Origin of the sequence: Comamonas sp. 17RB (genome assembly GCF_030056555.1) — a bacterium.
GTDB classification, from domain to species: domain Bacteria; phylum Pseudomonadota; class Gammaproteobacteria; order Burkholderiales; family Burkholderiaceae_C; genus Comamonas; species Comamonas terrigena.
Genome location: NZ_JASHHY010000005.1, coordinates 1 through 25,773, shown reverse-complemented (window position 1 = coordinate 25,773; position 25,773 = coordinate 1). Strand labels below are relative to the sequence as shown.

Below are 25,773 nucleotides of genomic sequence, written 5' to 3'. Positions count from 1 at the left end.
GTGAAACACCAGACCTCAAGGCAGAGGAATCAGGATACGGAAATCGGTGCGTCCCGGGCTGCTTTCGCATTCAATCAGCCCCTGGTGGCGTTGCACAAAGGTCTGCGCCAGCGGCAGTCCCAATCCGGATCCCCCATCCCGGCCTGTCACCAGCGGATAGAAAATCCGCTCCTTGATGTGCTCAGGCACGCCTGGTCCGTTGTCTATCACATGCAATTCCAATGCCAGCTTGTGGCGCTGGCGGCCCATCGTGACCTGGCGGGCCACGCGGGTGCGCAAGGTGATCTCGGCATCGCCCACGGCAATCCGGTCGGCCAGCACCTGGGCCGCGTTCTGCACGATGTTCAGCACCGCCTGGATCAGCTGGGCACGGTCGCCCCGGAACTCCGGGATGGAAATATCGTAGTCGCGCCGCACGGTCAGCCCCAGCGGGTGTTCCACCAGCACCAGCGAGCGCACGCGTTCGCAGACTTCGTGGATGTTGACGTCGCCCACCTGGTGGGGGTGGCGGTGCGGGGCCAGCAGACGGTCCACCAGGCTTTGCAGGCGGTCCGCCTCGTGGATGATGACCTGGGTGTATTCCTTGAGCTCGCGGCTGTCGAGGTCCATCTCCAGCAGCTGGGCCGCGCCACGGATGCCGCCCAGCGGGTTCTTGATTTCATGCGCCAGGTTGCGCACCAGCTCCTTGTTGGCGGCCGCCTGTTCGACCAGCCGTTCCTCGCGGTCCTGGCGCACCTGCTGGTCCAGCACCCACAGCTCCACCAGCACCTCGCCGCGCTCTTCCAGCGGCGCGATGGTGGCGTGCACCATCAGCGGCTCCTGCACCGGCGGAACCAGCGTGGTGTCAAAGCGCATGGCGGCGTAATCCAGCCCCTTGCCGCCCGCCAGCGCGTTATCGAGCAACGCAGGCTGGGCAATGAAGGTGGAGAAGCGGCTGCCGTCGAGCATGCGGCGCGACATGCCCAGGGTGTTTTCCAGCGCCGCGTTCGCAAAGATCACCTCGCCATGGCGGTTGAGCACCACGGTCAGTGTGGACAACAGGTCCAGCACGGCAAAGCGCTGGGCGGTCAGATGCGTATCGGTCATGCAAATACCAAGCAAGCTCAGTGCCTGGCCGGGGTGCGTTCAGGGAAAAAACAAGAGCAGGCGACGCGCGCTGCAGAGGCCCTGCATCCCATTATGGGCATGAATCACGGCCGATGGGCCGGTTCGTCGGGGATGGACACCGGCGCAGGCGACGGCCTAGCAGGCCTGGCGAGGGTGACAGGGATGCAGCCCGGCAGCACGCCCCCGTCACCTGCAGGAGGCACCCAGACAAAAAAAGGCGGCCCGGAGGCCGCCTTTCTGGATTGCCTGGAGGGCCCGTGCCGCGAGCGGCAGGCCCCCACAGGGCTTACAGGGAGTAGTACATGTCGTATTCGACAGGGTGCACGGCCTGACGGAAGCGGGTCACTTCGCCCATCTTCAGTTCGATGTAGGCGTCGATCATGCTGTCGGAGAACACACCACCCTTGGTCAGGAAGGCGCGGTCGGCGTCCAGGGCTTCCAGAGCCTGGTCCAGGCTGTGGCAGACGGTGGGCACCAGCTTGTCTTCTTCCGGAGGCAGGTGGTACAGATCCTTGGTGGCGGCTTCGCCGGGGTGGATCTTGTTTTCCACGCCGTCCAGACCGGCCATCAGCAGTGCTGCGAAGCCCAGGTAGGGATTCATCAGTGGATCGGGGAAGCGGGCTTCCACGCGGCGGCCCTTAGGGTTGCTCACGTAAGGAATACGGATGGAAGCGGAACGGTTCTTGGCCGAGTAAGCCAGCTTCACGGGCGCTTCAAAGCCGGGCACCAGACGCTTGTACGAGTTCGTACCGGGGTTGGTGATGGCGTTCAGGGCACGGGCGTGCTTGATGATGCCGCCGATGTAGTACAGGGCGAAGTCGGACAGACCGGCATAGCCGTCACCGGCAAACAGGTTCTTGCCGTCCTTCCACACGGACTGGTGCACGTGCATGCCGGAGCCGTTGTCGCCAGCGTAGGGCTTGGGCATGAAGGTCGCGGTCTTGCCGTAGGTGTTGGCCACGTTCCAGATCACGTACTTCTGCAGCTGGGTCCAGTCAGCGCGTTCCACCAGGGTGGAGAAGCGGGTACCCAGTTCGTTCTGGCCAGCGCCCGCCACTTCGTGGTGGAACACTTCGACCGGAATGCCCAGGGATTCCAGGATCAGGGACATCTCGGCGCGCATGTCTTGCGTGCTGTCGACGGGAGGCACGGGGAAGTAGCCGCCCTTGACGCGGGGACGGTGACCACGGTTGCCGGTTTCGAACTTGGTGCCGCTGTTCCAGGGGGCTTCGTATTCTTCGATTTCGAAGAAGGGGTTGTGGGGTTCGGTACCCCAACGCACGCCGTCGAAGATGAAGAATTCGGGTTCGGGACCGAAGTAGGCGGTGTCGCCCAGACCGGAAGCCTTCAGGTAGGCTTCAGCGCGCTTGGCCACGGAGCGGGGATCGCGGTCGTAGGCCTTGCCGTCACCGGGTTCGATCACGTCACACTGCAGGATCAGCGTGGTTTCTTCAAAGAAGGGATCGATGTTGGCGGTGCTGGGATCGGGCATCAGCAGCATGTCCGAGGCTTCGATACCCTTCCAGCCGGCGACCGACGAACCGTCGAAAGCGTGGCCCGACGTGAACTTGTCTTCGTCAAAGTGCGACAGGGGCACGGTCACGTGCTGTTCCTTACCGCGGGTATCGGTGAAGCGCAGATCGACGAACTTGACGTCGTTCTCCTTCACAATGCTCATCACGTCTGCAACGGTCTTAGCCATCAGGTATCTCCTGGAAAAGCGCTTGAAAAAAGTACGGGGGATGCAAAGCAGAATGCGTGCCAGGGCCGCAGTTGGACTGCCTTCCCTGGGTGCAGTGGCGCCGCGCACCGAAAACCACTGCCATGCACCCCTCGATAATCACCGAGTTGGTGCAAAAAAGCAGAGTACGCTTGTCGAACTTTTAAATGCACTATTTTGGTGCGGTCAAGCACCTAAATAGTGCCGAAGTCCAACCACATGCTCCGCATCGCAGGCCGTCAGTGTAGCCGCGCCCAGGGCTGTAGCGAAGGCTTGCACCGGTTTCGCACGCCATTGCGCCGCCATCCTGGTGCGCTGCCGCCCAGCCTGGCTCAGGGCACGCGCACCGCGTCCGGCGCCGCCCCCTGGGTGACGGCCTCGCGCCGCAGCTGTTCCAGCGCGGCCAGGCAGAAATGGGCAAACCACAGCGACGACAGCGCGAACACCAGCGCGTAGATCCAGATGGCCAGCGGCACCAGCAGCCAGAACAACGCCACGAACACCACGCCCGAGGCCCAGACCACGCTGGGCGCAGCCCCCATCACCCCGCAGACCACGCCCATGCCCAGCAGCGGCATGCGAAAGCGCGTGAGCACGGCCTGGCGCTCGGCCTGGCTGGCATGTTCGGCCAGGGCGTCGAAGGCCATCACGCGGTAGGTGAGCCAGCCCCACACCAGCGGCGGCACCACCAGCACCAGCGGCGGAATGAACCACAGCGGGATGGACAGCACCAGCACCACCAGGGCAATCAGCGTGGAGCCCAGGGCCCAGGCCAGCGCCTGCCACCAGTGACCGCCCTGCTTGCGCTCCAGCAGGGGAAAGCGCCGCTCGGCCACCCATTCCACCAGCTTGGGCGTCATGAACAGGGACACCAGCATCAGCACCAGCACCACCAGCAGCCCGGTGGCCGCCAGCACCAGCAGCACGGCGCCCAGCACCTCGACGCCCCAACTCAGGCCGCGCTCCTGCATCCAGTGCCAGACCGCGCCCAGCCAGCCCACGCCTTCCAGTGTTTGCACCGTCCAGTGCAGCGCCGGCTGCCAGAACAGCCACGACAGCAGGCCGGCCAGCAGCGCCATCAGCACCAGGGGGAACAGCGACCAGGCAATCACCTTGCGGTGCAGGCAATTGCCCAGCGCGCGGACAAAGGAGGCTATCAGCAGGTTCATGTCCCGCAGCATAGCGGTCTGTGCGCACAAAGCCATAGGACAGCGGCCACTTTGCCGCCGTGCCTACCCGGGCGCCCTGCCCTCTGGCCGCTCAGGCGCGGTTCAGCAGCCGCAGCAGGCCCTTCCACTGCTGGGACCAAAATCCCTGGCCGTAATCGCGCAGCTGGCCCTGGGCATTGGGCTGGACCTGGTCGCGCACGCCGGTGGGGTCCCAGCGCAGCTCGAAGTTGGCCGTGCCCCACAGCATGTCCCACCAGGGCAGCAGCACGCCAAAATTGTTGCCATGGGCCTTCTGGTTGCGCACCGGGGCCCGCATTTCATGGCCGATGCCGATGGTGTGGTGGCGACGGTGAAAACGCGGGCTGACCCACAGGCGCTCGCCCACCGTGCCGAACCAGACGCGCAGATTGGCGTGCTGAAAGCTTTCGCTCAGCTGCGTCAGCGCCACCAGCAGCACGAACTGCGCCGGCTGCACCCCGATCAGCTGGGCCACCACCACGATGATGCTGTCGCGCACCACATCGTCCAGCAGGTGGTTGCGGTTGTCGCTCCACATGGTCATCTGGCGCTGCGAATGGTGCAGCGCATGCAGCTTCCACCACCAGCCCCAGCTGTGCTGGCCACGGTGGATCCAGTAGTCCAGCAGGTCGAACACCAGCAGATAGAGGATGAAGCTGATCCAGGCCTTGTCCGTCACGCCCGGCCACAGGCCTTCCAGCTGGAAGGTGGGCAGGCCCCAGACATGCAGCTGGCCGAACAGGTCGTTCCACAGCGGCTCGGTGGAAAAGAACAGCGCCACCCGGAACAGGCCCAGCCGGTGCACCAGGGTGTAGAGCATGTCGACGCGGATGGCGCGGCGGTCGGTCACCGCCTCCACCGGGCGCCAGCGCTGCAGCGGGGCAATCACCAGCACCAGCACCAGCAGTTGCAGCAGTCCCACCAGCAGCCAGCCGGTGGCCTCAAAGGCGTCTTCCATCAGGCTGGCCATCCCGGCGTAATACAGCACCGGCTGGACCACGCCTTCGTACAGGCCTTGCTGGGCCTGGCCAAACCATTGGGACAATGTCTCCCACACCATGTTCTTCCCTCATTGCGGCGGATCCTGCTGTCCGCACTGTAGTCCTACGGCTGGCGTGCAGCCGCCGGCGCGGCGGTGTGACCCTGCACCCAGGCACGGTAGTCGGGGTGCTGGTCCAGCGTGCGAAAACAAAAGCCCTTGGCCTGCAGGCCAGTGATCAGTGGCTCCAGCACCGCCGGTGCCCACGGATCCTTGCGCGACCAGATGCCCAGGTGGGCCAGCAGCACATCGCCCGGGCGGATGCGCGCCAGCGCCTGCTGCAGCAGCGCGGCGTTGCTGAACTTCTCGCTGGACAGCTCGTCCCCCAGAAAACCGGCCGGCGACCAGCCCACGTGCTTGAAGCCGCAGGCCTCGGCCGCCTGCAGCAGCTGGGGCGAGGTCTTGCCACCGGGCGCACGCCACAACGGCAGCGGTGCCTGGCCGGTGGTCTGGCGCAGCCAGTCGCTGGACTTGCGGATCTCGGCGCAGTACTGCGCGGCGCTGAGCGTGACGGTCTGGTCCTTGTGCGCGCCCTGCGAAGGCCGCACACGGAAGGAGCGGTCCGCCGCCGTGCCCAGGTCGCCACGCCAGTAGGTGTGGTCCCAGGTGTGGCTGGCAAAACGGTGCCCTTCCTGGGCGCGCGCCTTCCACCAAGGCGCCCAGTGCGTGCCCAGGCTGCCGTCGCCCTGCTGCGTGGTCTCGTTGGCAGCAAAGAAGGTGACGCGGACCTGGTGGCGGCGCAGCACGTCGGCCACCAGATCGGCCACGCCCATGTGGCCGGTGTCGAAGGTCAGATAGACCGGTTTGTCACAGTCTTGCGGGGCGGGTGTGCTGCTGCCACTGGCGTGGACAGGCAGACACAACGCAACCAACACCCCGGCGGCCATGCGTGTGGCAGGCAGATAGGCGACCATGCACCCTCCTCGCGGTCTGGCAGTGTTCAGCGCGGCGAGTGGGCCAGGGTCCACACGCCGTGGGGCGACTTGCCCACATTGACCTGGCGGACCACCTTCTTTTCCACCATGTCGATCACGCTCAGCTTGCGCGCCCAGCGGGAGGACAGGTAGATGTAGCGCAGATCGGTGGTCACGTCCATGCAGTCCGGACCGCCCGGTGCGGGGTAGTTGTCCACCACGGTGTGGGTGGTCATGTCGATCTTGCTGATGGTGTTGGCCACGCGGTTGCTCACCAGCAGGTGGCGGCCGTCGCCCAGCGCACGGAAGGCGTGTGCGCCCTTGGCCGTGGGGATCTGCCCCACGCGCTTGGCCGGCGTGGCCGTGGCGGCGGGGTTGATGCTGAACACCTCCACGCCGTCGCTGCCGGTCAGGCCGATGAAGATGAACTTGCCATCGGGGCTGCCGTACAGGTCGGCCGGCATGGAGCCCGTGGGCACACGCCACAGCAGCTTTTGCGTGTGCAGGTCGATGGCGACCAGCTCGTCGCTGTCCTGCATGGTGGAGTAGATCGTGGTGCTCTTGGCGTCGATCCACAGGTGGCTGGGGGTCTTGGCCGTGGGAATGCGCTGCACCAGCTGCGGGTTGCTGCCATCCCAGCGGTAGATGTCCACGTGGTTCAGGCGGTTGGCAGCGGTGATGAACCACTTCATGTCCGGCGAGAAGCGCAGGTGATAGGGGTCGACGATGTCGCGCACCGTGCGCTGGATGACGGCCGTGCGCGGGTCGACAAAGGTCAGCGTGTCGCCCGTGGCATTGGCCACGATGATGGACTTCTCGTCCGGCGTCAGGTACAGGTGGTGCGGCTCCTTGCCGGTGGGCAGGCGCGCGGTTTCGGTCCAGGTGGCGGGGTCGACCACGCTGATGGTCGCATCCAGCGAGTTGAGCACGAACACCGGAGGCGGCTTGCCGCCGGCAGCCGGTGCAGCAGTTGCAGCAACTGCCACGGGGGCGGGGTGTGCCGCCGCGCCGGATGCCGTCGAACCCGCGGACACCTTGGCGGGTTCAGACGCGCCGAACAGGTTGGAGAAAACTCCAGCCATGGCCGGCGTAGAGAGCGAACCCAGCAGCCACATCAGGCTCTGGCGCTTGGAACGGGAAACCGCCACAGGGACACCACTTTCAAAAATGAGCCCGCAGTGTATGCCTGCCGCAGGGGCTTGCAATGGCAGTGTAGTGCCGATGGGGGACATCACGCATTTTTGCGACACCGACCCGGGGCCATATCCGACGCAGCGCCTGTGCTGCAGCCGCAGCGACCACTCCCTCCAATCGATCCCGGGACTTACAGCCACCAACGTGGTTAGCTATATTTTTATGAGCACTAAATACCCGGTATATGGCGACTTCAAATAAATTATTGGCTTAGATCACCATTACACCTGTCTAAGGTGCTCACTTTTTGATATACGCAGCCTGCAATCGGAGGCTGCATACCGATAGCCAGGCTATGGGCCTGGTCAGACCCCAATCCCGCAGGCGCCATGCAAAAAGGCCCCTTGCGGGGCCTTGTGCGGAGTGGAAGGCACCGGCCTTCAGACCGGTGCCGAGCCGGGGCTCAGACCTTCCACTTTTCCAGCAGCTTCTCGGGCGACAGGTTGTCGTAGCCTTCGAAAGGCTGGTGGATCCAGGGGTTGGTCGGCAGGTCTTCCACCGAGTAATCGGCCTGGAAGGTGGACACGCCCTTGGTCCAGATCACGGCGGTACGCAGCTCGGTGATGGGCTGGTAGTTTTCCTTGAGCATCTTGACCACGGCGTTCAGCGTCACGCCGGAGTCGGCCAGGTCGTCGACCAGCAGCACGCGACCGGCGATCTCACCCTTGGGGGTGGCGATGAAGCGGCCGATGTCCAGGTGGCCACGCACCGTGCCGGCTTCGGCGCGGTAGGAGCTGGTGGACATGATGGCCAGGGGCTTGTCGAAAATGCGGCTCAGGATGTCACCGGGACGCAGACCACCGCGTGCCAGGCACAGGATGGTGTCGAACTGCCAGTCCGATTGGTGGATCTTGATGGCCAGCTTCTCGATCAGGCCGTGGTATTCGTCATAGCTGACGTACAGGTGCTTTCCGTCTTCAGTCAACATAGGTTGGCTCCGGTCTCTCGCGTGTGGGGTGGTTGGCTGGTGCACAACGCTCAGGCAGCGCTGTAGGGGTTGTGCATCAGGATGGTGTGATCGCGGTCGGGGCTGGTCGACACCATGGCGATGGGCACGCCCGTCACTTCGGCAATACGGTCCAGATAGCGGCGGGCATTCACCGGCAGCTTGTCGTATTCGGTCACGCCCACGGTGGAGTCGGTCCAGCCGGGGATGGATTCGTAGATGGGCTTGCAGCGCTCGATGTCGTCCGCGCCCAGGGGCAGCAGGTCGATCTTTTCACCGTCCAGCTCGTAGCCCACGCACAGTTGCAGCTCTTCGATGCCGTCCAGCACATCCAGCTTGGTGATGCACAGACCGGACAGACCGTTGATCTGGGCCGAGCGCTTGAGCAGCGCGGCATCGAACCAGCCGCAGCGGCGGTAACGACCGGTGGTCACACCCATTTCGGCGCCCACGGTGGACATCACGTAGCCGGGAGTGCCTTCCTTGCGCCATTCCAGTTCGGTGGGGAAAGGACCGCCACCGACGCGGGTGCAGTAGGCCTTGGTGATGCCCAGGATGTAGTGCAGCATGCCCGGGCCGACACCGGCGCCAGCGGATGCATTGCCTGCCACGCAGTTGGACGAAGTCACATAGGGGTAGGTGCCGTGGTCCACGTCCAGCAGCGTGCCCTGGGCGCCTTCGAACAGCAGGTTGCCGCCTTCGGCGTGCACCGCATTCAGTTCGCGCGACACGTCGGCGATCATGGGCTTGAGCAGTTCGGCGTGGCGCATGGCTTCGCTGTAGACCGCGTCAAACTGGACTTCGCCATCCTTCATGTAGGGAGCCAGGGCAGCGCCGAAGTCGAAGTTCTTGGAACCCAGCACGTTCACCAGGATGTGGTTGTGCAGGTTCAGCAGTTCGCGCAGCTTGGTGGCGAAACGCTCGGGGTGCTTGAGATCCTGCACACGCAGGGCGCGGCGGGCGATCTTGTCTTCGTACGAGGGGCCGATGCCCTTGCCCGTGGTGCCGATCTTCTGCACACCGCCTTGTTCGCGGGCCGCTTCACGGGCCACGTCCAGTGCCTGGTGGAAAGGCAGGATCAGCGGGCAGGCTTCGGACACGCGCAGGCGCTCGCGCACTTGCACGCCGGCCTTTTCCAGGCCTTCGATTTCTTCAAACAGCTTGCCGACCGACAGCACCACACCGTTGCCGATGTAGCACTTCACGCCGGGGCGCATGATGCCGCTGGGAATCAGGTGCAGCGCTGTCTTCTTGCCGTTGATCACCAGGGTGTGGCCGGCGTTGTGACCGCCTTGGAAGCGGACCACGCCTTGGGCACTTTCGGTCAGCCAATCGACCAGCTTGCCCTTGCCTTCGTCACCCCACTGGGTGCCGACTACGACGACGTTGCGACCTTTGCTTGCTTTCATGTCTAAATCCGTTGAAATGGAAAAATGCCTCAGAAGGCTTGTACGACCCATTGCCCGGCACGCAGCACAAGCTCCCGATCGCAGTGGAATTCATCAACCTCGCTCTCGTGCCCAGGCAGCACGCAGACCACAGTTTCCCCTTGGGCGCGCAGTGCGGCAATCGCCTGCGCCAAACTGGCATCGCTGGCCCCCCAGGGCGCACGCACCGCCGCCTTGAGCGGCCGCGCAGGCACCACCGCCACCAGCTGCTTGATGTCCAGCGAGAAGCCGGCGGCAGGCCGGTTGCGGCCGTATACGGCGCCCACTTCGTCGTAGCGGCCACCACGCACCAGCGCATCGCTGGCGCCCGGGGCATATACCGCATAGCGGGTGCCGCTGTAGTAGGCGTAGCCGCGCAGGTCGGCCAGGTCCACGGTCACCTTCACATCGGAAGGCAGCTGGGCGGCAAACCACTTCAGGTGGGCGATCACATGCTGGGCACCGGGCACGCGGGCCAGTGCCTTTTCGGCTTCGTCCAGCACCTGCACGTCACCGTACAGCTGCAGCAGGGCTTGCAGGCCCTCACGCGAAGCCTGGGGGAAATTCCGGGTCAGCTCGGCCAGGCTGGTGGCGTCCTTGGCCGCCAGCGCCGAGTGCACGCGCTGCAGCACGCTGGTTTCGACCATCACGCCCGCCAGCAGGCTGCGCACGATGCGCACATCGGCCAGGTCCACGCTGTAGTCGCTGACCTGGGCGCCCTTCAGGCAGGCCAGGGCCAGCTGCAGCGCTTCCAGATCGGCTTCCGGGCCGGCATGGCCATAGATTTCAGCGCCGAACTGCAGCGGCTCGCGGGTGGCGCGGGGACGGTCCGGCGTGGTGTGCAGCACCGGGCCGCAGTAGCACAGGCGCGCGACGCCGTCACGGTTGAGCAGGTGGGCGTCGATGCGCGCGACCTGCTGCGTCATGTCGGCACGCAAGCCCAGCGTGCGACCGGACAGCTGGTCCACCAGTGTGAAGGTTTGGAGATGGAGCGCTTCGCCAGAACCCGTCAGCAGAGACTCCAGGTACTCCAGCAACGGTGGCATGACCAGCTCGTACCCGTAGCTGCGGGCGGTATCGAGCAGTCCTCGACGCAATTCCTCGATGTGCCGTGCCTCGGAAGGCAAAACATCGGCGATGTGATCCGGCAGGACCCAAGCAGACATGGAAAAAGGGAGAGGCTGTTAAAAACGTGATTCTACCGGCTATCACTGCGCGCACCCAAAACCGGCCGCCGCAAGGCCCAGCCCGTACGCACGTTATTGCAACAACAGCAGCAGCAGCAGGCCAACTGCGATACCCAGCAGACCGATGAAACGCAGCTGGCCTTCACGCAGGGCCAGCATCTGGGAGAACGCCCGGCGCCAGGCGCCAGGAAAAAGAAAAGGGCCTAAGCCCTCGATGACCAGCACCAGCGCCAGCGCCATGCCCAGGTGGTTCCAGAACTCCATGGGATGGCGTGGCGGTGGCTGGCGGAATGTCAGCGTGCGGAGCTGCCGCCGCTGCTGCGCATGGCCTTGAAGAAGTCGGTGGACGATGGATCGACCACCACCACATCGCTCTTCTTGTTGAAGCTGGCCTTGTAGGCTTCCAGGCTGCGGTAGAACTGCGCGAACTGCGGATCGCGGCCAAAGGCCTCGCCGTAGACGCGCGCGGCTTCGGCATCGCCCTGGCCCTTGATGATCTGGGCATCGCGGTAGGCATTGGCGATGGTGATGTCGCGCTGGCGGTCGGCCTCGGCACGGATCTTTTCGCCTTCGGCACCACCGGTGGAGCGCAGCTCGTTGGCCACGCGCTTGCGCTCGGCCTCCATGCGGCGGTAGACCGATTCGGTGATGGTTTCGGCGTAATCCACGCGGGTGATGCGCACGTCCACGATGTCCACGCCCCAGGGCTTGGCACCGCTGACGGACTCCGCCACTTCACGCTTCACATCGGCCATCAGCGCTTCGCGCTTGGAAGACAGCAGCTCGCGCACGGTGCGGCGGTTGATTTCTTCCTGGAAGGCATTACGCACCACACGGTTGAGCTGCATGGCACCAGCGGACTCATCCAAACCCACGTTGCGGATGTACTCCGAGGGATTCGAGATGCGCCAGCGCACATACCAGTCGATCACCACACGCTGCTTTTCGGCCGTCAGCACGGGTTCGGTGTCCGTGCTGTCGAGCGTCAGCAGACGCTTGTCGATGTAGCGCACGTTCTGGAACGGGGGCGGCATCTTCCAGTTGAGACCAGGCTCGGTGATCACTTCCTTGATCTGACCCAGGGCGTAGACCACGCCGAACTGGCGCTGGTCCACGACAAAGAGCATGGAACTGAGCAACGCCACGACGACGAGCAAAGAGGAAACAAAAAATCCAACGCGGTTCACGTATTACTCCTCTTAGCGGGAATCTCGCTCGCGCGAGCGATTGGCATCGCGGGCACGGGGATCGATGGTATGGACCTGGGGCACGGCGGCCGGCGCTGCGGCGGCGTTGCCGGAAGCAGCTTCGGTGCTGGCCGCGGCATTCGACTGCTGCGACACGCTCTGCATGATCTTGTCCAGCGGCAGGTACAGCAGGTTGGAGCCCTGGCGGGAATCCACCATGACCTTGGTCACGTTGCTGTAGACCTGCTGCATGGTCTCGGTGTAGAGGCGGTCACGCGTGACCTGCGGCTCTTTCTTGTACTCCGCCAGCAGCGAGCTGAAGCGCTGTGCATCACCTTGTGCCTGGGCGGTCAGGCGGGCCTTGTAGGCTTCCGCTTCTTCCTTCAGGCGCGAGGCGGTACCACCGGCACGTGGAATCACGTCATTGGCATAGGCCTGGGCTTCGTTCTTGGCGCGCTCGCGCTCCTGACCGGCCTTGAGCACGTCGTCGAACGAGGCCTGCACCTGCTCGGGCGGACGCACGCCGCCCTGCTGCAGATTGATGCCCACCACTTCCACGCCCACCTTGTAGCGGTCCAGGATGGTCTGCATCAGCTCGCGCACCCGCGGGGCGATCTGGTCGCGCTCTTCCGCCAGGGCGGAGTCCATGCGCATCTTGCCCACCACTTCGCGCACCGCGGTTTCGGCCGCCTGCACCACGGCTTCTGCCGGGTTCTTGCTCTCGAACAGCCAGGCACGCGCATCGCTCAGGCGGTATTGCACGGCGAACTTGATTTCGACGATGTTCTCGTCTTCGGTCAGCATGGCCGACTCGCGCAGGCCTGTGCTCTTGATGATGTTGTCACGCCCCACATCGGCCGAGCGGATCTGCGACACATACACCAGCTCGTGGTTCTGCACCGGATACGGCAGGCGCCAGTTGAAACCGGCACCCACGGTGGAGTGGTATTTGCCGAACTGGGTGATGACGGCCTGCTGGCCTTCCTGGACGATGAAGAAACCCGTTCCCAGCCAGATCAGCACGGCCACGCCGGCGATCAGGCCCACGCCCATGCCGGCATTGCGCATGTCCGGCGGGGTGCCGCCGCTGCGGCCGCCGGAGTTGCCACCCGATGGCGGTTTGCCACCGAACAGGCCCGAGAGCTTGCGGTTGAAGTCTTTCCAGATCTCGTCCAGATCCGGTGGCTGCGAGCCATTGGAACCGTCGCGACCCCGTGGCGGTTGTGGAGGCGGTGTGGGACGGTCCTGCTCCGGACGCGGGTTGTTGGCGTCTTCGGGACGGTCATCCCCTCCACGCCCCCAGCGGGGATCGTTCAGATTGAACATGCCCCGCAGTCGTTCCGGCAACACCGCCCAACGTGGGGCGCGATTCAAGAAATTCATGCGAAAAGTCTCAATTTTTGAAAAAGACACAGTTGCGCAACATTGTGCCCAATCCTGTCAGCCAGCCGTTTACAAATTGGCGTCGTCATCTGGGGTCATATCTGCAGCCCCTTCCTGGCGTGCCAGCAGAATGTCTGCCAGCAACTGGCGCAACGCAGGCAAGCCCTCGCCCGACCGGGCGCTGACAAACACCCGCGGCACGGCCACCCCGTCCACCTCGTAGCTGTCCTGCAACACCGCCGGACGCTGCCCGGATTCCAGGGCATCCAGCTTGTTGAACACCAGCACCTGGGGAATATCCTGGGCACCGATTTCCGCCAACACCTTGTGCACTTGATCCATTTGCTCCGGAAAGGTTGCATTGGATGCATCCACGACGTGCAGCAGCAGATCGGCGTCCACCGCTTCCTGCAGTGTGGCCTGGAAGGCGTCCACCAGACCGTGCGGCAGGTCTCGGATAAAGCCCACGGTATCAGACAGCGAGACCGAAGCCCCCGCTTCTGTCAGATACAACTGGCGTGTGGTGGTGTCCAGCGTGGCAAACAGCTGATCGGCCGCATAGGCGCGGGCCTTGACCAGGGCGTTGAACAGCGTGGATTTGCCGGCATTGGTGTAGCCCACCAGCGAGATGTTGAACACATCCCGGCGCTCACGCTGGCGCCGCTGCGTGGCACGCTGCTTCTTGACCTTCTGCAGACGTTCCTTGGTGCGCTTGATGGCGTCGGCAATCATGCGGCGGTCCAGCTCGATCTGCTTTTCACCGGGGCCGCCACGGCCGCCGATACCGCCGGCCTGGCGCTCCAAGTGGGTCCAGCGCCGCACCAGGCGGGTAGCGACGTACTGCAGACGCGCCAGCTCCACCTGCAGCTTGCCTTCGTGGCTGCGGGCGCGTTGGGCAAAGATTTCGAGGATCAGCAGCGTGCGGTCGTTGACCGGCATTTCCAGCGCACGCTCGAGGTTGCGCTGCTGCGCAGGGCTGAGCGCCTGGTCGAACAGGACCTCTTTGGCGCCGTGCATCTGGGCCAGCATGCGGATCTCGTCCGCCTTGCCGCTGCCGACAAACAGTGCCGCATCGGGCACTTTGCGCTTGCAGGTGATGCGCGCAACAGGGTTCAGGCCGGCAGTCTGTGCCAGCAAACCCAACTCTTCCAGCTCTTGGTCGAAATGGGGCAGACCGAAGTCCACACCCACCAGAACCACTGGAGCGGATGCCGTGGCAGAGCGCGAAGTATCAGTCATGGACACTCCGCAGCACCGACATCACACCCCCACCCTGTGGCTGGCACAGGGAAGGAAACATGAAAAACCTAATCAAGCGGCAGGGGCTTCGCTGGTATCGGCCGTCGAGAAATTCACGGCGCGGCCGGGGACGATGGTGGAGATGGCGTGCTTGTAAACCATCTGGGTGACCGTGTTGCGCAGCAGCACCACGTACTGGTCGAACGATTCGATCTGACCTTGCAGCTTGATGCCGTTGACCAGGTAAATCGACACCGGCACGTGTTCACGGCGCAGTGCGTTCAGGAAAGGATCTTGCAGAAGTTGGCCTTTGTTGCTCACGATATTCTCCGTGTTCGGAAATGTTGTTGTAAACGTACACCTTAACACAGCCCTGGTATTCCAGCCTTGCGCATGGCTGGGACCGGGCTATGGACTGACGATTCCGGCCTCAATCCGAGTAAGGATTGTGGGAGGTCTTCATCTCGATGCGCAAGGGGGTTCCAACCAGATTGAACTCCTTGCGGAACCGCCCTTCCAGAAAGCGCTTGTACGCCTCCGTCACATGCTCCAGCGAATTGCCGTGGATCACGATCAGCGGCGGATTCATGCCGCCCTGGTGCGCATAGCGCATCTTGGGACGGTAGGAACCCACCTTCTTGGGCGTCTGGTACTGGATCGCTTCGAGCAGCAGGCGGGTGAGCACCGGCGTCGGCATCTTGCAGGTGGCCGACTTGTGTGCCTGCACCAGCGACGCCCACAGCGGGCCCAGGCCCTGGCGCTTCTGTGCCGAGATGAAGTGCAGCGGCGCAAACTTCAGGAACGACAGACGCGTTTCGATCGAACGCTCCAGCATCTGGCGCTGGTAGTCATCCACCGCATCCCATTTGTTGACCGCCACCACCACGGCGCGGCCGCTCTCCAGCACATAGCCGGCGATATGGGCGTCCTGGTCGGTCACACCCTGTGTGGCGTCGATCAGCAGCAGCACCACGTTGGCGCCTTCGATGGCCTGCAGCGTCTTGACCACCGAGAACTTCTCGATGGCCTCGAACACCTTGCCCTTGCGGCGCAGGCCGGCGGTGTCGATCAGCTCGAACTTCTGGCCATTGCGCTCGAACGGCACCGAGATGGCGTCGCGCGTGGTGCCCGGCATGTCGAACGCCACCAGGCGCTCTTCGCCCAGCCAGGCATTGATCAGCGTGGACTTGCCGACATTGGGGCGGCCGGCCACGGCCAGACGGATGGGGGCTTTCTCCACATCGTCCAGCGTTTCCTCTTCGGGCTCGGGCAGGTTCAGCTGGCCCAGCGCCTGCTCCACCAGGCTGCGCACACCCTGGCCGTGGGCGGCCGAGACGGCCACCACATCGCCCAGACCCAATTCATAGAATTCGGTCAGCTGTGCGCCTTCGCGCATGCCTTCGGCCTTGTTGGCCACCAGCAGCGCGGGCTTGCCCAGGCGGCGCAGGTAGTTGCCGATTTCATGGTCCTGGGCCGACAGGCCGGCGCGGGCGTCCACGATGAACAGCACCACATCGGCTTCTGCCACGGCCTGGCGGGTCTGCTTGGCCATCTCCTTGAAGATGCCCTTGGATGCATCGGGCTCGAAACCACCGGTGTCGATCACGATGTATTCGTGCTTGCCCTGCTTGCCCTGGCCATAGTGGCGGTCACGCGTCAGGCCGGCGAAGTCGGCCACGATCGCATCCCGCGACTTGGTCATGCGGTTAAACAAGGTCGATTTGCCCACATTGGGCCGCCCTACAAGGGCAATTACTGGCTTCATTCCGAAGAAAATCTCATTCCGGCCGGAAGCCGTACACGCCACCATTGCGTGTCACGACCACCAGCGTATCGGCGGCAACCACGGGTGCAGCTGCCATGCCGGATCCATCTGTCTGCAGGCGGTTCAGGTGCGAACCATCCTGCTTGGAGAGCACGTGCACCAGGCCCGCATCGTCACCCATGATGACGGAGCGGCCCAGCAGCAACGGTGCCGTCAGGCGGCGGTGCTGGAAGCGCTCCACCGACCACAGCTTCTTGCCGTCGGCCCGGTCCCACGCCTGCACCACACCATTGCTTTCGGTGCCTGCCAGCAATTCTGCATCGCCGCCAACACCCACAGAGCCTCTGGCAGTTTGTGTCCACAGCACCTGGCCACGGGCAGCGTCCACGCAACCCACGCTGGCCTGGAAGGCGCGTGCGCACACCACATTGCCTTGCGTGAACGTGGGACCGACCAGATCCACCAGGCGCTCCACGTCGTTGGTGCCGCGCGGGCTGGCCAGCGGGGCCTCCCACAGCACGGCGCCGTTGTCGGGCTGCAGCGCCACCAGGCGACCGGCCATGCCCGTCACCAGGGTGTTGCCCACCGCCTGCAGCACGCCGGGCTGGCGCAGCACCAGCGGCTCGCCGGTGCGCGGCTGCGACCACAGGGCCTGGCCGGTGCGGGCGTCATAGGCCGCAATGGTGCGGTCTGCCGTCACCAGGAACACGCGGGCACCGGCCACCAGCGGCGCGGTGTAGGCACCGGCCTCCAGGCGCTTACTCCACGCCTGCTTGCCGTCGATGATGCCGATCAGTTCATTGGACTTGGTCACCACGGCCGTGGTCACGCCGTCGCTGCCCACGCCGCTGGACAAGGGCTTGCCCACTGTGGTGCGCCACAGATCCTGGCCGTTGCGGGCATTGAGTGCCACCACCGTGCCGTCGGCAGCCGACACATAGACGGCATCGCCCAGCACATGGGTGCTCAGGCTCACGTCCTTGATGGCACCCACGCGGGCCGTCCAGGCCTGGCGGATGTCCAGCTTGACCACGTTCGGACCCAGATCCTGCGGTTTGGGCTTGCTGGTCCCGAACCAGGCACATCCGCCCAAGGCGGTCACAAGTGCGGCGCTGGCTGCCCAGCGGCCGACGGTCATCCATGTTGCTGCGCCCTCTGCGCGATGTGCCCGAATCTTCACTTTGCAGTCTCCGTGCCGCCAGCGGCAGCCATGGTTTGGGGTTGTACGCCCAGTGCGTTGAGCTTGAATTCCACCAGGCGGCGGTATTCGTTCTGTGGATCCAGCGCCTTGTAGGCACGTTCGTAGGCCTGCACGGCCTCTTCGGCCTTGCCCTGCAGCTGCAGCAGATCGCCCTGGCGGTCGGCCTGCACGCCGGCGAATTCCGCCGGGAAGCTGCCGGCCAGCACCTTGCTGGCGCCGTCCAGGTCTTTTTGCTGCATCAGCACTGCAGCCAGGCGCAGGCGGGCGACGGCCTTGTGGCCGTCGTCTCCGGCCTTCTCGCTGGCCCAGGTCAGCGTGGCCTTGGCCTCATCGAGCTTGCCGGCATCGGCCTGGGCCTTGGCGGCAGCCAGCGCAGCCAGTCCGGCTTGCTGGGTGCTGGCGTATTTTTCCTGGATGTCCTTGAGGCTCTGGGCCACACGGCCGTCATCCTTGGATTCGATGGCTACCTGCACGGCATCGGCCAGGGCCGCCGCCTGCACGGACTGGCGCTGCTGCCAGTACTGCCAGCCATTCCAGGCGGCGAAACCGCCGAAAGCCACGACCAGCACGCCGGTGATGGGCGTGCCCCAACGGCTCCAGAAATGCTTGAGCTGGTCGATCTGTTCTTGTTCTTCGAGGTCGAGATGCGTTGCCATAGCGTGTGTCTGCAATCAGGTTAAGCGTTCGATTGTAGGGTGGCAGCCCATTGGGCCACTTCGGCCAGGGCTTGCAGCTGCTGGCGGCCTTCGCCGTCACGCAGGGATTTGACGGTGACCTGGCCCTGGGCCAGTTCATCGCCGCCGAAGATCAGCGCATGGCGCGCGCCCGAGGCATCGGCCTTCTTGAACTGCGACTTCATCGAGCCCATGCCCTCGGCACCGGCGGTGTGCATCTGGGCACGCACACCGGCTTCGCGCAACTGCTGCAGGGTGCGCAGCACCACGGGCATGGCGGCCGCGTCGGGCACGATGGCGTACACATCCAGCTGCGGCGCAGGGATGTCGGTGCCCAGTTCCTTGACCAGCTCCAGCACGCGCTCCACGCCCAGCGCCCAGCCCACGGCGGGTGCCGGCTTGCCGCCCACCTGCTCGATCAGGTAGTCGTAGCGGCCACCGGCGCAGATGGTGCCTTGCGAGCCCAGCAGATCGGTCACGAACTCGAACACGCTGAGGTTGTAGTAGTCCAGGCCGCGCACCAGACGCGGGTTGACCGTCCAGGGCACGCCATTGGCGTCCAGAATGGCCTTCAGCCCGTCGAAGTGGGCGAGCGAAGCTTCGCCCAGGTAGTCCAGCAGCTTGGGCGCGGCGTTGACCATTTCCTGCATGGCCGGGTTCTTGGTGTCCAGCACGCGCAGCGGGTTGCTGTACATGCGGCGCTTGGCCTCTTCGTCCATGACCTCGGTGTGCTGCTCCAGGTAGGCAATCAGCGCCTCGCGGTGGGCCTTGCGTTCTTCAGGCTGGCCCAGGCTGTTGATTTCCAGGCGCCACTGCGTCAGGCCCAGGCGCTTCCACAGCGACACGGCCAGCAGGATCAGTTCGGCATCCACATCGGGGCCGGCGAAGCCCAGGGCCTCGGCACCGATCTGGTGGAACTGGCGGTAGCGGCCACGCTGAGGGCGCTCGTGGCGGAACATGGGGCCGATGTACCACATGCGCTTGCCGCCGTCGTACAGCAGATTGTTTTCGATGGTGGCACGCACCAGGCTGGCCGTGCCTTCGGGGCGCAGGGTCAGGCGTTCGCCGTTGAGCTTGTCTTCAAAGGAGTACATCTCCTTTTCGACGATGTCCGTGACCTCACCGATGCCGCGCACAAACAGCTGCGTGTGCTCGACGATGGGGGTGCGCACATTGCGATAGGCAAAGCGCCCCATCAGATCGCGCACCTGCGCTTCCAGCCATTCCCAGCGTTCGGATTCGCCGGGAAGGATGTCGTTCATGCCTTTGACGGCGCTCAGTTTTTCGGTCTTTGCCACTTCAACGATCTCTTCAACAATTCGGATGTGTGCTCACAATTTCAGGAGCAACTTCTGCGCTGACAACATGAACTTCAGGCTCAAACAAACCTGAAATTCATGGTGCACAAGCACAGGCAGCTATGGTTTTCTCAGGCGATTGTGCCAGCACGCTCAGCCGGGCTGGCCGTAGCGGCGCTCCACATAGGATTGCACCAAGGCCTGGAACTCCTGGGCGATGTGCTCGCCGCGCAGTGTCAGGGCCTTTTCACCATCGATGAACACGGGAGCCGCAGGCGCTTCGCCATTGCCCGGCAGGCTGATGCCGATGTCGGCATGCTTGCTCTCGCCCGGACCGTTGACGATGCAGCCCATCACGGCGACTTTCATCGCCTCCACGCCGGGGTACTTGGCGCGCCAGACGGGCATTTCGCCGCGCAGGAAGTCGTCGATCTGTTTGGCCAGTTCCTGGAACGTGGTGCTGGTGGTGCGGCCGCAGCCCGGGCAGGCCGTGACGCTGGGCACGAACACGCGCAGGCCCAAGGCCTGCAGGATCTCGGACGCCACCACCACCTCCTGCGTGCGAGCTTCGCCCGGCTGGGGCGTGAGCGAGACGCGGATGGTGTCGCCAATGCCTTCCTGCAGCAGCACCGACAGTGCCGCCGTGGATGCCACCGTGCCCTTGGTGGCCATGCCGGCTTCGGTCAGACCCAGGTGCAGCGCATAGTCGCAGCGGCGTGCCAGTTCGCGGTAGACCGAGATCAGGTCCTGCACACCGCTGACCTTGCAGGACAGGATGATGTTGTCGGGGTTCAGGCCGATGTTGCGGGCCAGCTCGGCGGAGCTGATGGCCGAGGTGATCAGCGCCTCGTACATGACCTGCCGCGTTTCCCAGGGCCGGGCACGCCGGGAGTTCTGGTCCATCAGCTCGGCCATGATTTCCTGGTCCATCGAGCCCCAGTTCACGCCGATGCGCACCGCCTTGTCGTACTTGGCGGCGATCTCGATCATCTGGCCGAACTGCTTGTCCTTCTTGTCGCCCTTGCCCACGTTGCCGGGGTTGATGCGGTACTTGGACAGCGCCTCGGCGCAGGCCGGGTAGTCGGTCAGCAGACGGTGGCCGTTGTAGTGGAAGTCGCCCACCAGCGGCACATACTCACCCATGCGGTCGAGCTGCTCGCGGATGTAGGGCACGGCCGCCGCCGCCTCCGGCGTGTTGACGGTGATGCGCACCATCTCCGAGCCGGCCTGGGCCAGCTGGCGCACCTGGATGGCCGTTTCCACGGCCTCCACGGTGTCGGTGTTGGTCATGGACTGCACGCGCACGGGCGCATCGCCCCCCACGGTGACCACGTTGTTGCGCCACACCACACGGGCCTGGCGCGATTTGCGCGGCAGCGGGCTGGCAATCGCGATCGGACCGCCGCCTGTCTGCTGCAAATTTTGCGAGTCTTGCACTTCTTACTTCACCTCAAATCGGGCGACGTTCTCGCGGGCCACCGCCCCCAGATCGAACGCTGCCCCACCCACCTGCACCTCGGCCGCATCTGCGCGGCCAATCACCACCGACAGCGGCTTGGGTGCCTGGGTTTCAAAAAAATCGCCCGCATTCAGCGTCTTCTGCTCCAGCACCTTGCCACCGCCACGCACCTGGATCCAGGTCGCTGCGCGGGCCTGGATGCGCAAGGTGGCACTGCCTGTGGCGGCAGCCACGGGCGCTGCAGGGGCCGCAGCGGCAGCCTCCGCAGGCGCTGCCACCGCCGGGGCCACGGCAGCAGCCGGTGTCGCAGACGCGGCCGGGGCTTCCGCCACCGCAGCGGGCGCCGGGACGGCTGCCACTGCCGGCGCGGCCGCTTCGGCGGCGACCGGAGCCACAGGCTCCTGGGCGGCCACGGCTTCTGCCGCCGGGGCTTCCGGCGGCGCCACATCCACGGTATGCGCGGACTGTGACGTGCCCATGGCACGCTCGGAGCGCTCCTGCACCGAAGCCACCACCGCATCGCGCAGATCCTGCTTCTGGGCAAAGTACCACACCCCGCCGCCGGCACCGGCCAGCAGGGCCAAGGCCAGCCACTTCCAGGCACCGCCCGGGTTGGGCGTGTCGTGCACGGAGCGCACGGCCTTGTCACGGAAAGGCTCGTTGATGCCCGGACCGGGCGCGGTGAACTTCTGCGTGGCGGCCGATTTGGGCAGCAAGGCCATGACCGGTGCCGCATCCACCTGCAAGGCCTTGCAGATGCTCAGCGCCACCGAGCGGGTGAACACCGCATCCGGCAGGGCCTGCCAGTCATCGGCTTCCAGTGCCTGCAGCTTGGCCACAGGCACCTTGAGCACATCGGCCAAGGAGGAAACATGCATGCCCGCCGCTTCACGGGCCTGGCGCAGCAGACTGCCTGCAGTCTGTTGTGCGGGTGGCGATTCGAGTTGTTCTGTCACTTCTGCTTCCTGGAGCTCAGCCATGGAAAGCCCCTTGCTCATAACGTTGCCATTCTGTGGAATCCGCTGACCGGCGCGGCAGCGGGCGAACCCGCTGTCGCGCGGCCGAGGTCGCATCCAATGCCCGCTCCGCGCGGCTCCCCTCCCTCAGGGACTTGGCATTGGCGTACCCGCCATTGTTCAAACGGCAAAAGGGAAAGCGCGCACGCTCTCCCCTTTGCCGCTCAAACAGCAAATCTGCCAGATGGTAGGCGATCACGCGATTGCCTGCATCTATCTCGTAAGCTTTTTCATAGGTCCAACCCTCAGCCACCGGGGCTGCGGACCGGTACTGACCGCAGCGGCCGGCCTGCCCGCTGCGGTGCGCAGTGCGGTACAGGGCATGTTGCAGCCCGGCCTGGTGCGGTGGAACTGCTTGCAAGTCACATGCCATGCCGGTGCGGACATGGCAGGCTGCAGCGACGCTTTCCAGCGCCTGCGGGACGCGGGCCAAAGAGGTGCCGGCGCATCGCGCCACCGCAAATGCCCAAGTTGCTGCGCCGCTGGGGCTTATCGCCCTGCGCTGGCAACCTGTCTTGGCATTCCCGGAATGAAAGCACATCTGGAGGTCCCTTGTCGAATGGTGGTCTTGCCGCTCGCTCTGTGTGCTCTAACCTGCCGTCGGCTTGAGCATGATGGTGCGCTGCTTGGCCATGCGTTCTGCGGCGCGGGTGCGGTCTTTCACGTCCCCCGCCAATTGTCCACATGCCGCGTCGATGTCGTCACCGCGCGTCTTGCGCACCGTGGTCACAATCCCGGCATCGCTGAGGGCCTTGGCAAAGGCCGCCACCCGTTCATTGCTCGAGCGTAACAGGCCAGAGGCCGGGAACGGGTTGAACGGGATCAGGTTCAGCTTGCACCAGGGCCGGCCGTTGCCGTAGCTGCGGATCAGCTCCACCAGCTGCTTGGCATGTTCCGGCTGATCGTTGACGCCGTCGAGCATGCAGTACTCGAAGGTGATGAAGTCGCGCGGGGCAAATTCCAGGTAGCGCTGGCAGGCCTGCAGCAGCTCGTCCAGCGGGTACTTCTTGTTCAGCGGCACCAGGTTGTCGCGCAGCGGGTCATTGGGCGCATGCAGCGACACGGCCAGCGCCACGGCGCAATCCTGGGACAGGCGGTCCATCATCGGCACCACGCCGGAGGTGGACACGGTGACGCGGCGGCGCGACAGGCCGTAGCCATGGTCGTCCAGCATGGTGCGCAGGGCGGGCACCAGCGCGCTGTAGTTCTGCAGCGGCTCGCCCATGCCCATCATCACCACATTGGTGATCACGCGCTCATCGGTCTTCAGGTGGCCGCGCAGGAAGTGCTCCGCAAACCACAGCTGGGCCAGGATTTCACCCGTGCTCAGGTTGCGGCTGAAGCCCTGGTGGCCCGTGGAGCAGAAACGGCAGCCCACGGCACAACCGGCCTGCGAGGACACGCACAGCGTGCCGCGGTCATCTTCGGGAATGAATACGGATTCGACGGCATTGCCGTCACCCACATCGAACAGCCACTTGATGGTGCCGTCCTGGGATTCGTGCTGGGTGATCACCGGCAGCGGGCGGATTTCCGCCTCATGCTGCAGCTTTTCACGCAGCGACTTGGCCAGATCCGTCATCTGGCTGAAGTCCTTCGCACCACGCTGGTGGATCCAGCGGAACAATTGCGTGGCACGGAAACGCTTTTCCCCCAGTTGCTCGCAATAAGCAACCAGCCCCTGGAGGTCAAAATCAAGAAGATTGGTGGTCATATCTGCATGCCCAGACCACGGCATGGGCGGCACTCCCATGCAGGGGGTGCCGCCTTAGCAGCAGCCTCGGCCAGCATGGGAGTCATGGAATTAACGTGCGTAGACGTTCATGCCAGGGAAGAAGAAGGACACTTCGACGGCTGCGGTTTCGGCAGCGTCGGAGCCGTGCACGGCGTTGGCGTCGATGCTGTCAGCGAAGTCAGCGCGGATGGTGCCGGCTTCAGCCTTCTTGGGGTCGGTGGCGCCCATCAGTTCGCGGTTCTTCAGGATGGCGTTTTCGCCTTCCAGCACTTGGATCATCACGGGGCCGGAGATCATGAAGTCCACCAGGTCCTTGAAGAAAGGACGTGCGGCGTGCACAGCGTAGAACTGCTCGGCATCAGCGCGCGACAGGTGCACCAGCTTGGCAGCGGCGATCTTCAGGCCAGCGCCTTCGAAACGCGAGTAGATCTGGCCGATCACGTTCTTGGCAACTGCGTCGGGCTTGATGATGGAGAGGGTGCGTTCGATAGCCATTTGATTTTCCTAATCAGGTTTTAGTTCGTTTTTTGCCACACCGGCAAAACCCTTGATTCTACCGGGGTGGCACAAAGCCCTGGCAAGCAGGACCTATCCGCTCAGCGGCTACCGCCACGGCGGCCGCCGCCAGAGCCCTTCTTCTGCGTGGCGCGGTAACGCTCCAGGCTGTCGCGGCCGATATAGCCAGCGGACGTCTTCAATGGATCCGGCTGTGCGCTGCGCTTGGCGCGGGCCGCACTGCTGCGGGCGGCGCCTTCGTCACCGAACAGCGCGCCGGAGCGTGCCGGACGGTCGCGCTCGGGGCCGCCGCCGTCTTGGAAGCGGCGGGGCGCCTGCGGACGCGCGGCACCCGGGCCGCTGCGGCGGCCTGCACCGCGGTCGGCACTGGGACGGCGCAGGCCGGCACCTTCGCGCGGCGCAGCCTTGGGGATGGCGGCACCGGCGGCCTGCATCAGGGCCTGGATGTCCTTGTCGTCCAGCTCCAGCCAGGCACCGCGCTTGAGCCCCTTGGGCAGCATCATGGCACCGTAGCGGATACGGATCAGGCGGCTGACGGCATGGCCCACCGCCTCGAACATGCGGCGCACTTCACGGTTGCGGCCTTCCGAGATGGTGACGCGGTACCAGCAGTTGGCGCCTTCGCCGCCGCCGTCCTCGATGGAGCCGAAGCTGGCTTCGCCGTCTTCGAGCTGCACGCCGTCGAGCAGGCGCTGCTTTTCTTCCTTGCTCAAGGCGCCCAGCACGCGCACCGCGTACTCACGCTCCAGGCCGAAGCGCGGGTGCATCAGGTTGTTGGCCAGGGCGCCGGAGTTGGTCAGCAGCAGCAGGCCTTCGGTGTTCAGGTCCAGACGACCGACGGACTGCCACTTGCCGGTGTGCAGCTTGGGCAGCTTGCGGAACACCGTGGGGCGGTTTTGCGGGTCGTCGTGGGTCACCACTTCGCCCACGGGCTTGTGGTAGGCGATCACGCGGGCAGGCGGCGGCTCGATGCGGAAGTGGATCGGCTTGCCGTTGACCTTGATCTGGTCGCCGAACTGGACGCGCTGGCCCACGTGGGCCGGCTCGTTGTTGACCGAGATGCGGCCTTCCAGGATGAGCTTTTCCATCTCCAGGCGCGAACCCATGCCGGCCTGGGCCAGCACCTTGTGCAGCTTGGGCGATTCGGCCTGCGGTTGCAGCACGCGCTTGGCTGGCGCCAGGTCTTCGCGCGCTTCGTCAGCGTCCAGGGCGCCCGACACCACGTCTTCGAAGGCATAGCCTTGCGCTTCGAGGGCGGTTTCCGGGGTTTCGGCGGCGTCCACGGCTTCATTCACCTCGGCGGCGTCCACCACCTGGGGGGCACGCGGTGCGGCCGCGCGCGGTTTGCGGGCGCCGGCAGCAGGTTTGGCGGCGCCACGGGGCGCCCGGTCTTTGGGGTTCATACGATCCATTCCCTGCGCCACCCGGGCGCAGTCTAGTGTCATTGCATGTGGCGAAGCCGGCGGGCTTTGCGCACTTAAAAGCGGTTCTTCCAGATCCAGCTCTGGTTTCCACCATCGTCTTCTGGCTGCTCTGGCTGCTCTGGCTGCTCTGGCTGCTCTGGCTGCTCTGGCTGCTC

Annotated in this window: 24 protein-coding genes; all 24 read right to left on the bottom strand. The window is 64.8% G+C overall.

All coding sequences use genetic code 11. The features are described 5' to 3' along the window. Positions 1-15: 15 nt before the first annotated feature. Positions 16-1,086 (bottom strand): nitrogen regulation protein NR(II), encoded by a 1,071-nt coding sequence (gene glnL, locus QM470_RS10260; RefSeq protein WP_066533917.1) that lies wholly within the window; start codon positions 1,084-1,086, stop codon positions 16-18. 307 nt (positions 1,087-1,393) lie between these two features. After that, positions 1,394-2,809 (bottom strand): type I glutamate--ammonia ligase, encoded by a 1,416-nt coding sequence (gene glnA / locus QM470_RS10255; protein ID WP_192334992.1) that lies wholly within the window; start codon positions 2,807-2,809, stop codon positions 1,394-1,396. Between the two features lie 350 nt (positions 2,810-3,159). Further along, on the bottom strand, positions 3,160-3,996 hold the full coding sequence (locus QM470_RS10250; protein WP_283339195.1) for an EI24 domain-containing protein: 837 nt from the start codon (positions 3,994-3,996) through the stop codon (positions 3,160-3,162). Between the two features lie 91 nt (positions 3,997-4,087). Continuing rightward, positions 4,088-5,074 carry a sterol desaturase family protein gene (locus tag QM470_RS10245; protein ID WP_283339194.1) on the bottom strand — a complete coding sequence of 329 codons (987 nt, stop codon included), beginning with the start codon at positions 5,072-5,074 and terminating at the stop codon, positions 4,088-4,090. 44 nt (positions 5,075-5,118) lie between these two features. Continuing rightward, the gene (locus QM470_RS10240) at positions 5,119-5,967 is read right to left on the bottom strand and encodes a polysaccharide deacetylase family protein (protein ID WP_283339193.1); all 849 of its coding nucleotides are present in this window, start codon (positions 5,965-5,967) and stop codon (positions 5,119-5,121) included. A 26-nt stretch (positions 5,968-5,993) separates the two neighbouring features. After that, the gene (locus QM470_RS10235; protein WP_502846836.1) at positions 5,994-7,049 is read right to left on the bottom strand and encodes a YncE family protein; all 1,056 of its coding nucleotides are present in this window, start codon (positions 7,047-7,049) and stop codon (positions 5,994-5,996) included. 515 nt (positions 7,050-7,564) lie between these two features. Next, on the bottom strand, positions 7,565-8,089 hold the full coding sequence (locus QM470_RS10230) for a phosphoribosyltransferase (protein WP_066533924.1): 525 nt from the start codon (positions 8,087-8,089) through the stop codon (positions 7,565-7,567). Between the two features lie 50 nt (positions 8,090-8,139). Then, positions 8,140-9,516, bottom strand: coding sequence for an adenylosuccinate synthase (locus QM470_RS10225; protein WP_283339191.1), 1,377 nt, complete (start codon positions 9,514-9,516; stop codon positions 8,140-8,142). 29 nt (positions 9,517-9,545) lie between these two features. Continuing rightward, positions 9,546-10,700 carry an ATP phosphoribosyltransferase regulatory subunit gene (locus tag QM470_RS10220; RefSeq protein WP_280013120.1) on the bottom strand — a complete coding sequence of 385 codons (1,155 nt, stop codon included), beginning with the start codon at positions 10,698-10,700 and terminating at the stop codon, positions 9,546-9,548. A 93-nt stretch (positions 10,701-10,793) separates the two neighbouring features. Further along, complete coding sequence (locus QM470_RS10215) at positions 10,794-10,961, bottom strand: DUF2065 domain-containing protein (protein WP_313571558.1); 168 nt, start codon at positions 10,959-10,961, stop codon at positions 10,794-10,796. 53 nt (positions 10,962-11,014) lie between these two features. Continuing rightward, complete coding sequence (gene hflC / locus QM470_RS10210) at positions 11,015-11,908, bottom strand: protease modulator HflC (protein WP_066533928.1); 894 nt, start codon at positions 11,906-11,908, stop codon at positions 11,015-11,017. 12 nt (positions 11,909-11,920) lie between these two features. Then, on the bottom strand, positions 11,921-13,291 hold the full coding sequence (gene hflK / locus QM470_RS10205; RefSeq protein WP_283339190.1) for an FtsH protease activity modulator HflK: 1,371 nt from the start codon (positions 13,289-13,291) through the stop codon (positions 11,921-11,923). A 69-nt stretch (positions 13,292-13,360) separates the two neighbouring features. After that, complete coding sequence (hflX, locus tag QM470_RS10200; RefSeq protein ID WP_283339189.1) at positions 13,361-14,530, bottom strand: GTPase HflX; 1,170 nt, start codon at positions 14,528-14,530, stop codon at positions 13,361-13,363. Positions 14,531-14,602: 72 nt separating this feature from the next. Beyond that, positions 14,603-14,851: an RNA chaperone Hfq gene (gene hfq / locus QM470_RS10195; RefSeq protein ID WP_066533936.1), complete on the bottom strand. Its 249-nt coding sequence runs from the start codon at positions 14,849-14,851 to the stop codon at positions 14,603-14,605. Between the two features lie 109 nt (positions 14,852-14,960). Continuing rightward, entirely contained in the window at positions 14,961-16,295 is a 1,335-nt protein-coding gene (der, locus tag QM470_RS10190) for a ribosome biogenesis GTPase Der (RefSeq protein WP_066533937.1), read from the bottom strand. Positions 16,296-16,308: 13 nt separating this feature from the next. Continuing rightward, entirely contained in the window at positions 16,309-17,433 is a 1,125-nt protein-coding gene (gene bamB / locus QM470_RS10185; protein ID WP_066533945.1) for an outer membrane protein assembly factor BamB, read from the bottom strand. 38 nt (positions 17,434-17,471) lie between these two features. After that, the gene (locus QM470_RS10180) at positions 17,472-18,152 is read right to left on the bottom strand and encodes a YfgM family protein (RefSeq protein WP_280013110.1); all 681 of its coding nucleotides are present in this window, start codon (positions 18,150-18,152) and stop codon (positions 17,472-17,474) included. Positions 18,153-18,172: 20 nt separating this feature from the next. Continuing rightward, positions 18,173-19,468 (bottom strand): histidine--tRNA ligase, encoded by a 1,296-nt coding sequence (gene hisS / locus QM470_RS10175; protein WP_218331480.1) that lies wholly within the window; start codon positions 19,466-19,468, stop codon positions 18,173-18,175. A 153-nt stretch (positions 19,469-19,621) separates the two neighbouring features. Continuing rightward, entirely contained in the window at positions 19,622-20,905 is a 1,284-nt protein-coding gene (ispG, locus tag QM470_RS10170) for a flavodoxin-dependent (E)-4-hydroxy-3-methylbut-2-enyl-diphosphate synthase (protein ID WP_280013109.1), read from the bottom strand. Between the two features lie 3 nt (positions 20,906-20,908). Then, complete coding sequence (locus QM470_RS10165; RefSeq protein ID WP_283339188.1) at positions 20,909-21,907, bottom strand: helix-turn-helix domain-containing protein; 999 nt, start codon at positions 21,905-21,907, stop codon at positions 20,909-20,911. After that, entirely contained in the window at positions 21,900-22,484 is a 585-nt protein-coding gene (locus QM470_RS10160; RefSeq protein ID WP_283339187.1) for a hypothetical protein, read from the bottom strand. Before QM470_RS10160 ends, QM470_RS10165 begins: the two co-directional genes overlap by 8 nt. A gap of 48 nt (positions 22,485-22,532) precedes the next feature. After that, positions 22,533-23,657, bottom strand: a complete 1,125-nt coding sequence (gene rlmN / locus QM470_RS10155) for a dual-specificity RNA methyltransferase RlmN (protein ID WP_283339186.1) — start codon at positions 23,655-23,657, stop codon at positions 22,533-22,535. Between the two features lie 90 nt (positions 23,658-23,747). Continuing rightward, positions 23,748-24,173 (bottom strand): nucleoside-diphosphate kinase, encoded by a 426-nt coding sequence (ndk, locus tag QM470_RS10150; protein ID WP_066533958.1) that lies wholly within the window; start codon positions 24,171-24,173, stop codon positions 23,748-23,750. Between the two features lie 101 nt (positions 24,174-24,274). Beyond that, positions 24,275-25,639, bottom strand: coding sequence for a pseudouridine synthase (locus QM470_RS10145; protein ID WP_283339185.1), 1,365 nt, complete (start codon positions 25,637-25,639; stop codon positions 24,275-24,277). Positions 25,640-25,773: the final 134 nt, after the last annotated feature.

Excerpts from the sequence above, each read along its gene's own strand:
- QM470_RS10165 (WP_283339188.1), bottom strand. The coding sequence starts at position 21,907 with ATGGCTGAGCTCCAGGAAGCAGAAGTGACAGAACAACTCGAATCGCCA.
- QM470_RS10180 (WP_280013110.1), bottom strand. The coding sequence starts at position 18,152 with ATGGCAACGCATCTCGACCTCGAAGAACAAGAACAGATCGACCAGCTC.
- ndk (WP_066533958.1), bottom strand. The coding sequence starts at position 24,173 with ATGGCTATCGAACGCACCCTCTCCATCATCAAGCCCGACGCAGTTGCC.
- der (WP_066533937.1), bottom strand. The coding sequence starts at position 16,295 with ATGAAGCCAGTAATTGCCCTTGTAGGGCGGCCCAATGTGGGCAAATCG.
- bamB (WP_066533945.1), bottom strand. The coding sequence starts at position 17,433 with ATGACCGTCGGCCGCTGGGCAGCCAGCGCCGCACTTGTGACCGCCTTG.
- QM470_RS10250 (WP_283339195.1), bottom strand. The coding sequence starts at position 3,996 with ATGAACCTGCTGATAGCCTCCTTTGTCCGCGCGCTGGGCAATTGCCTG.
- QM470_RS10215 (WP_313571558.1), bottom strand. The coding sequence starts at position 10,961 with ATGGCGCTGGCGCTGGTGCTGGTCATCGAGGGCTTAGGCCCTTTTCTT.
- QM470_RS10160 (WP_283339187.1), bottom strand. The coding sequence starts at position 22,484 with ATGTGCTTTCATTCCGGGAATGCCAAGACAGGTTGCCAGCGCAGGGCG.
- glnA (WP_192334992.1), bottom strand. The coding sequence starts at position 2,809 with ATGGCTAAGACCGTTGCAGACGTGATGAGCATTGTGAAGGAGAACGAC.
- QM470_RS10245 (WP_283339194.1), bottom strand. The coding sequence starts at position 5,074 with ATGGTGTGGGAGACATTGTCCCAATGGTTTGGCCAGGCCCAGCAAGGC.
- QM470_RS10220 (WP_280013120.1), bottom strand. The coding sequence starts at position 10,700 with ATGTCTGCTTGGGTCCTGCCGGATCACATCGCCGATGTTTTGCCTTCC.
- hflK (WP_283339190.1), bottom strand. The coding sequence starts at position 13,291 with ATGAATTTCTTGAATCGCGCCCCACGTTGGGCGGTGTTGCCGGAACGA.
- QM470_RS10230 (WP_066533924.1), bottom strand. The coding sequence starts at position 8,089 with ATGTTGACTGAAGACGGAAAGCACCTGTACGTCAGCTATGACGAATAC.
- hflX (WP_283339189.1), bottom strand. The coding sequence starts at position 14,530 with ATGACTGATACTTCGCGCTCTGCCACGGCATCCGCTCCAGTGGTTCTG.
- rlmN (WP_283339186.1), bottom strand. The coding sequence starts at position 23,657 with ATGACCACCAATCTTCTTGATTTTGACCTCCAGGGGCTGGTTGCTTAT.
- glnL (WP_066533917.1), bottom strand. The coding sequence starts at position 1,086 with ATGACCGATACGCATCTGACCGCCCAGCGCTTTGCCGTGCTGGACCTG.
- QM470_RS10145 (WP_283339185.1), bottom strand. The coding sequence starts at position 25,639 with ATGACACTAGACTGCGCCCGGGTGGCGCAGGGAATGGATCGTATGAAC.
- QM470_RS10235 (WP_502846836.1), bottom strand. The coding sequence starts at position 7,049 with ATGGCTGGAGTTTTCTCCAACCTGTTCGGCGCGTCTGAACCCGCCAAG.
- QM470_RS10225 (WP_283339191.1), bottom strand. The coding sequence starts at position 9,516 with ATGAAAGCAAGCAAAGGTCGCAACGTCGTCGTAGTCGGCACCCAGTGG.
- QM470_RS10240 (WP_283339193.1), bottom strand. The coding sequence starts at position 5,967 with ATGGTCGCCTATCTGCCTGCCACACGCATGGCCGCCGGGGTGTTGGTT.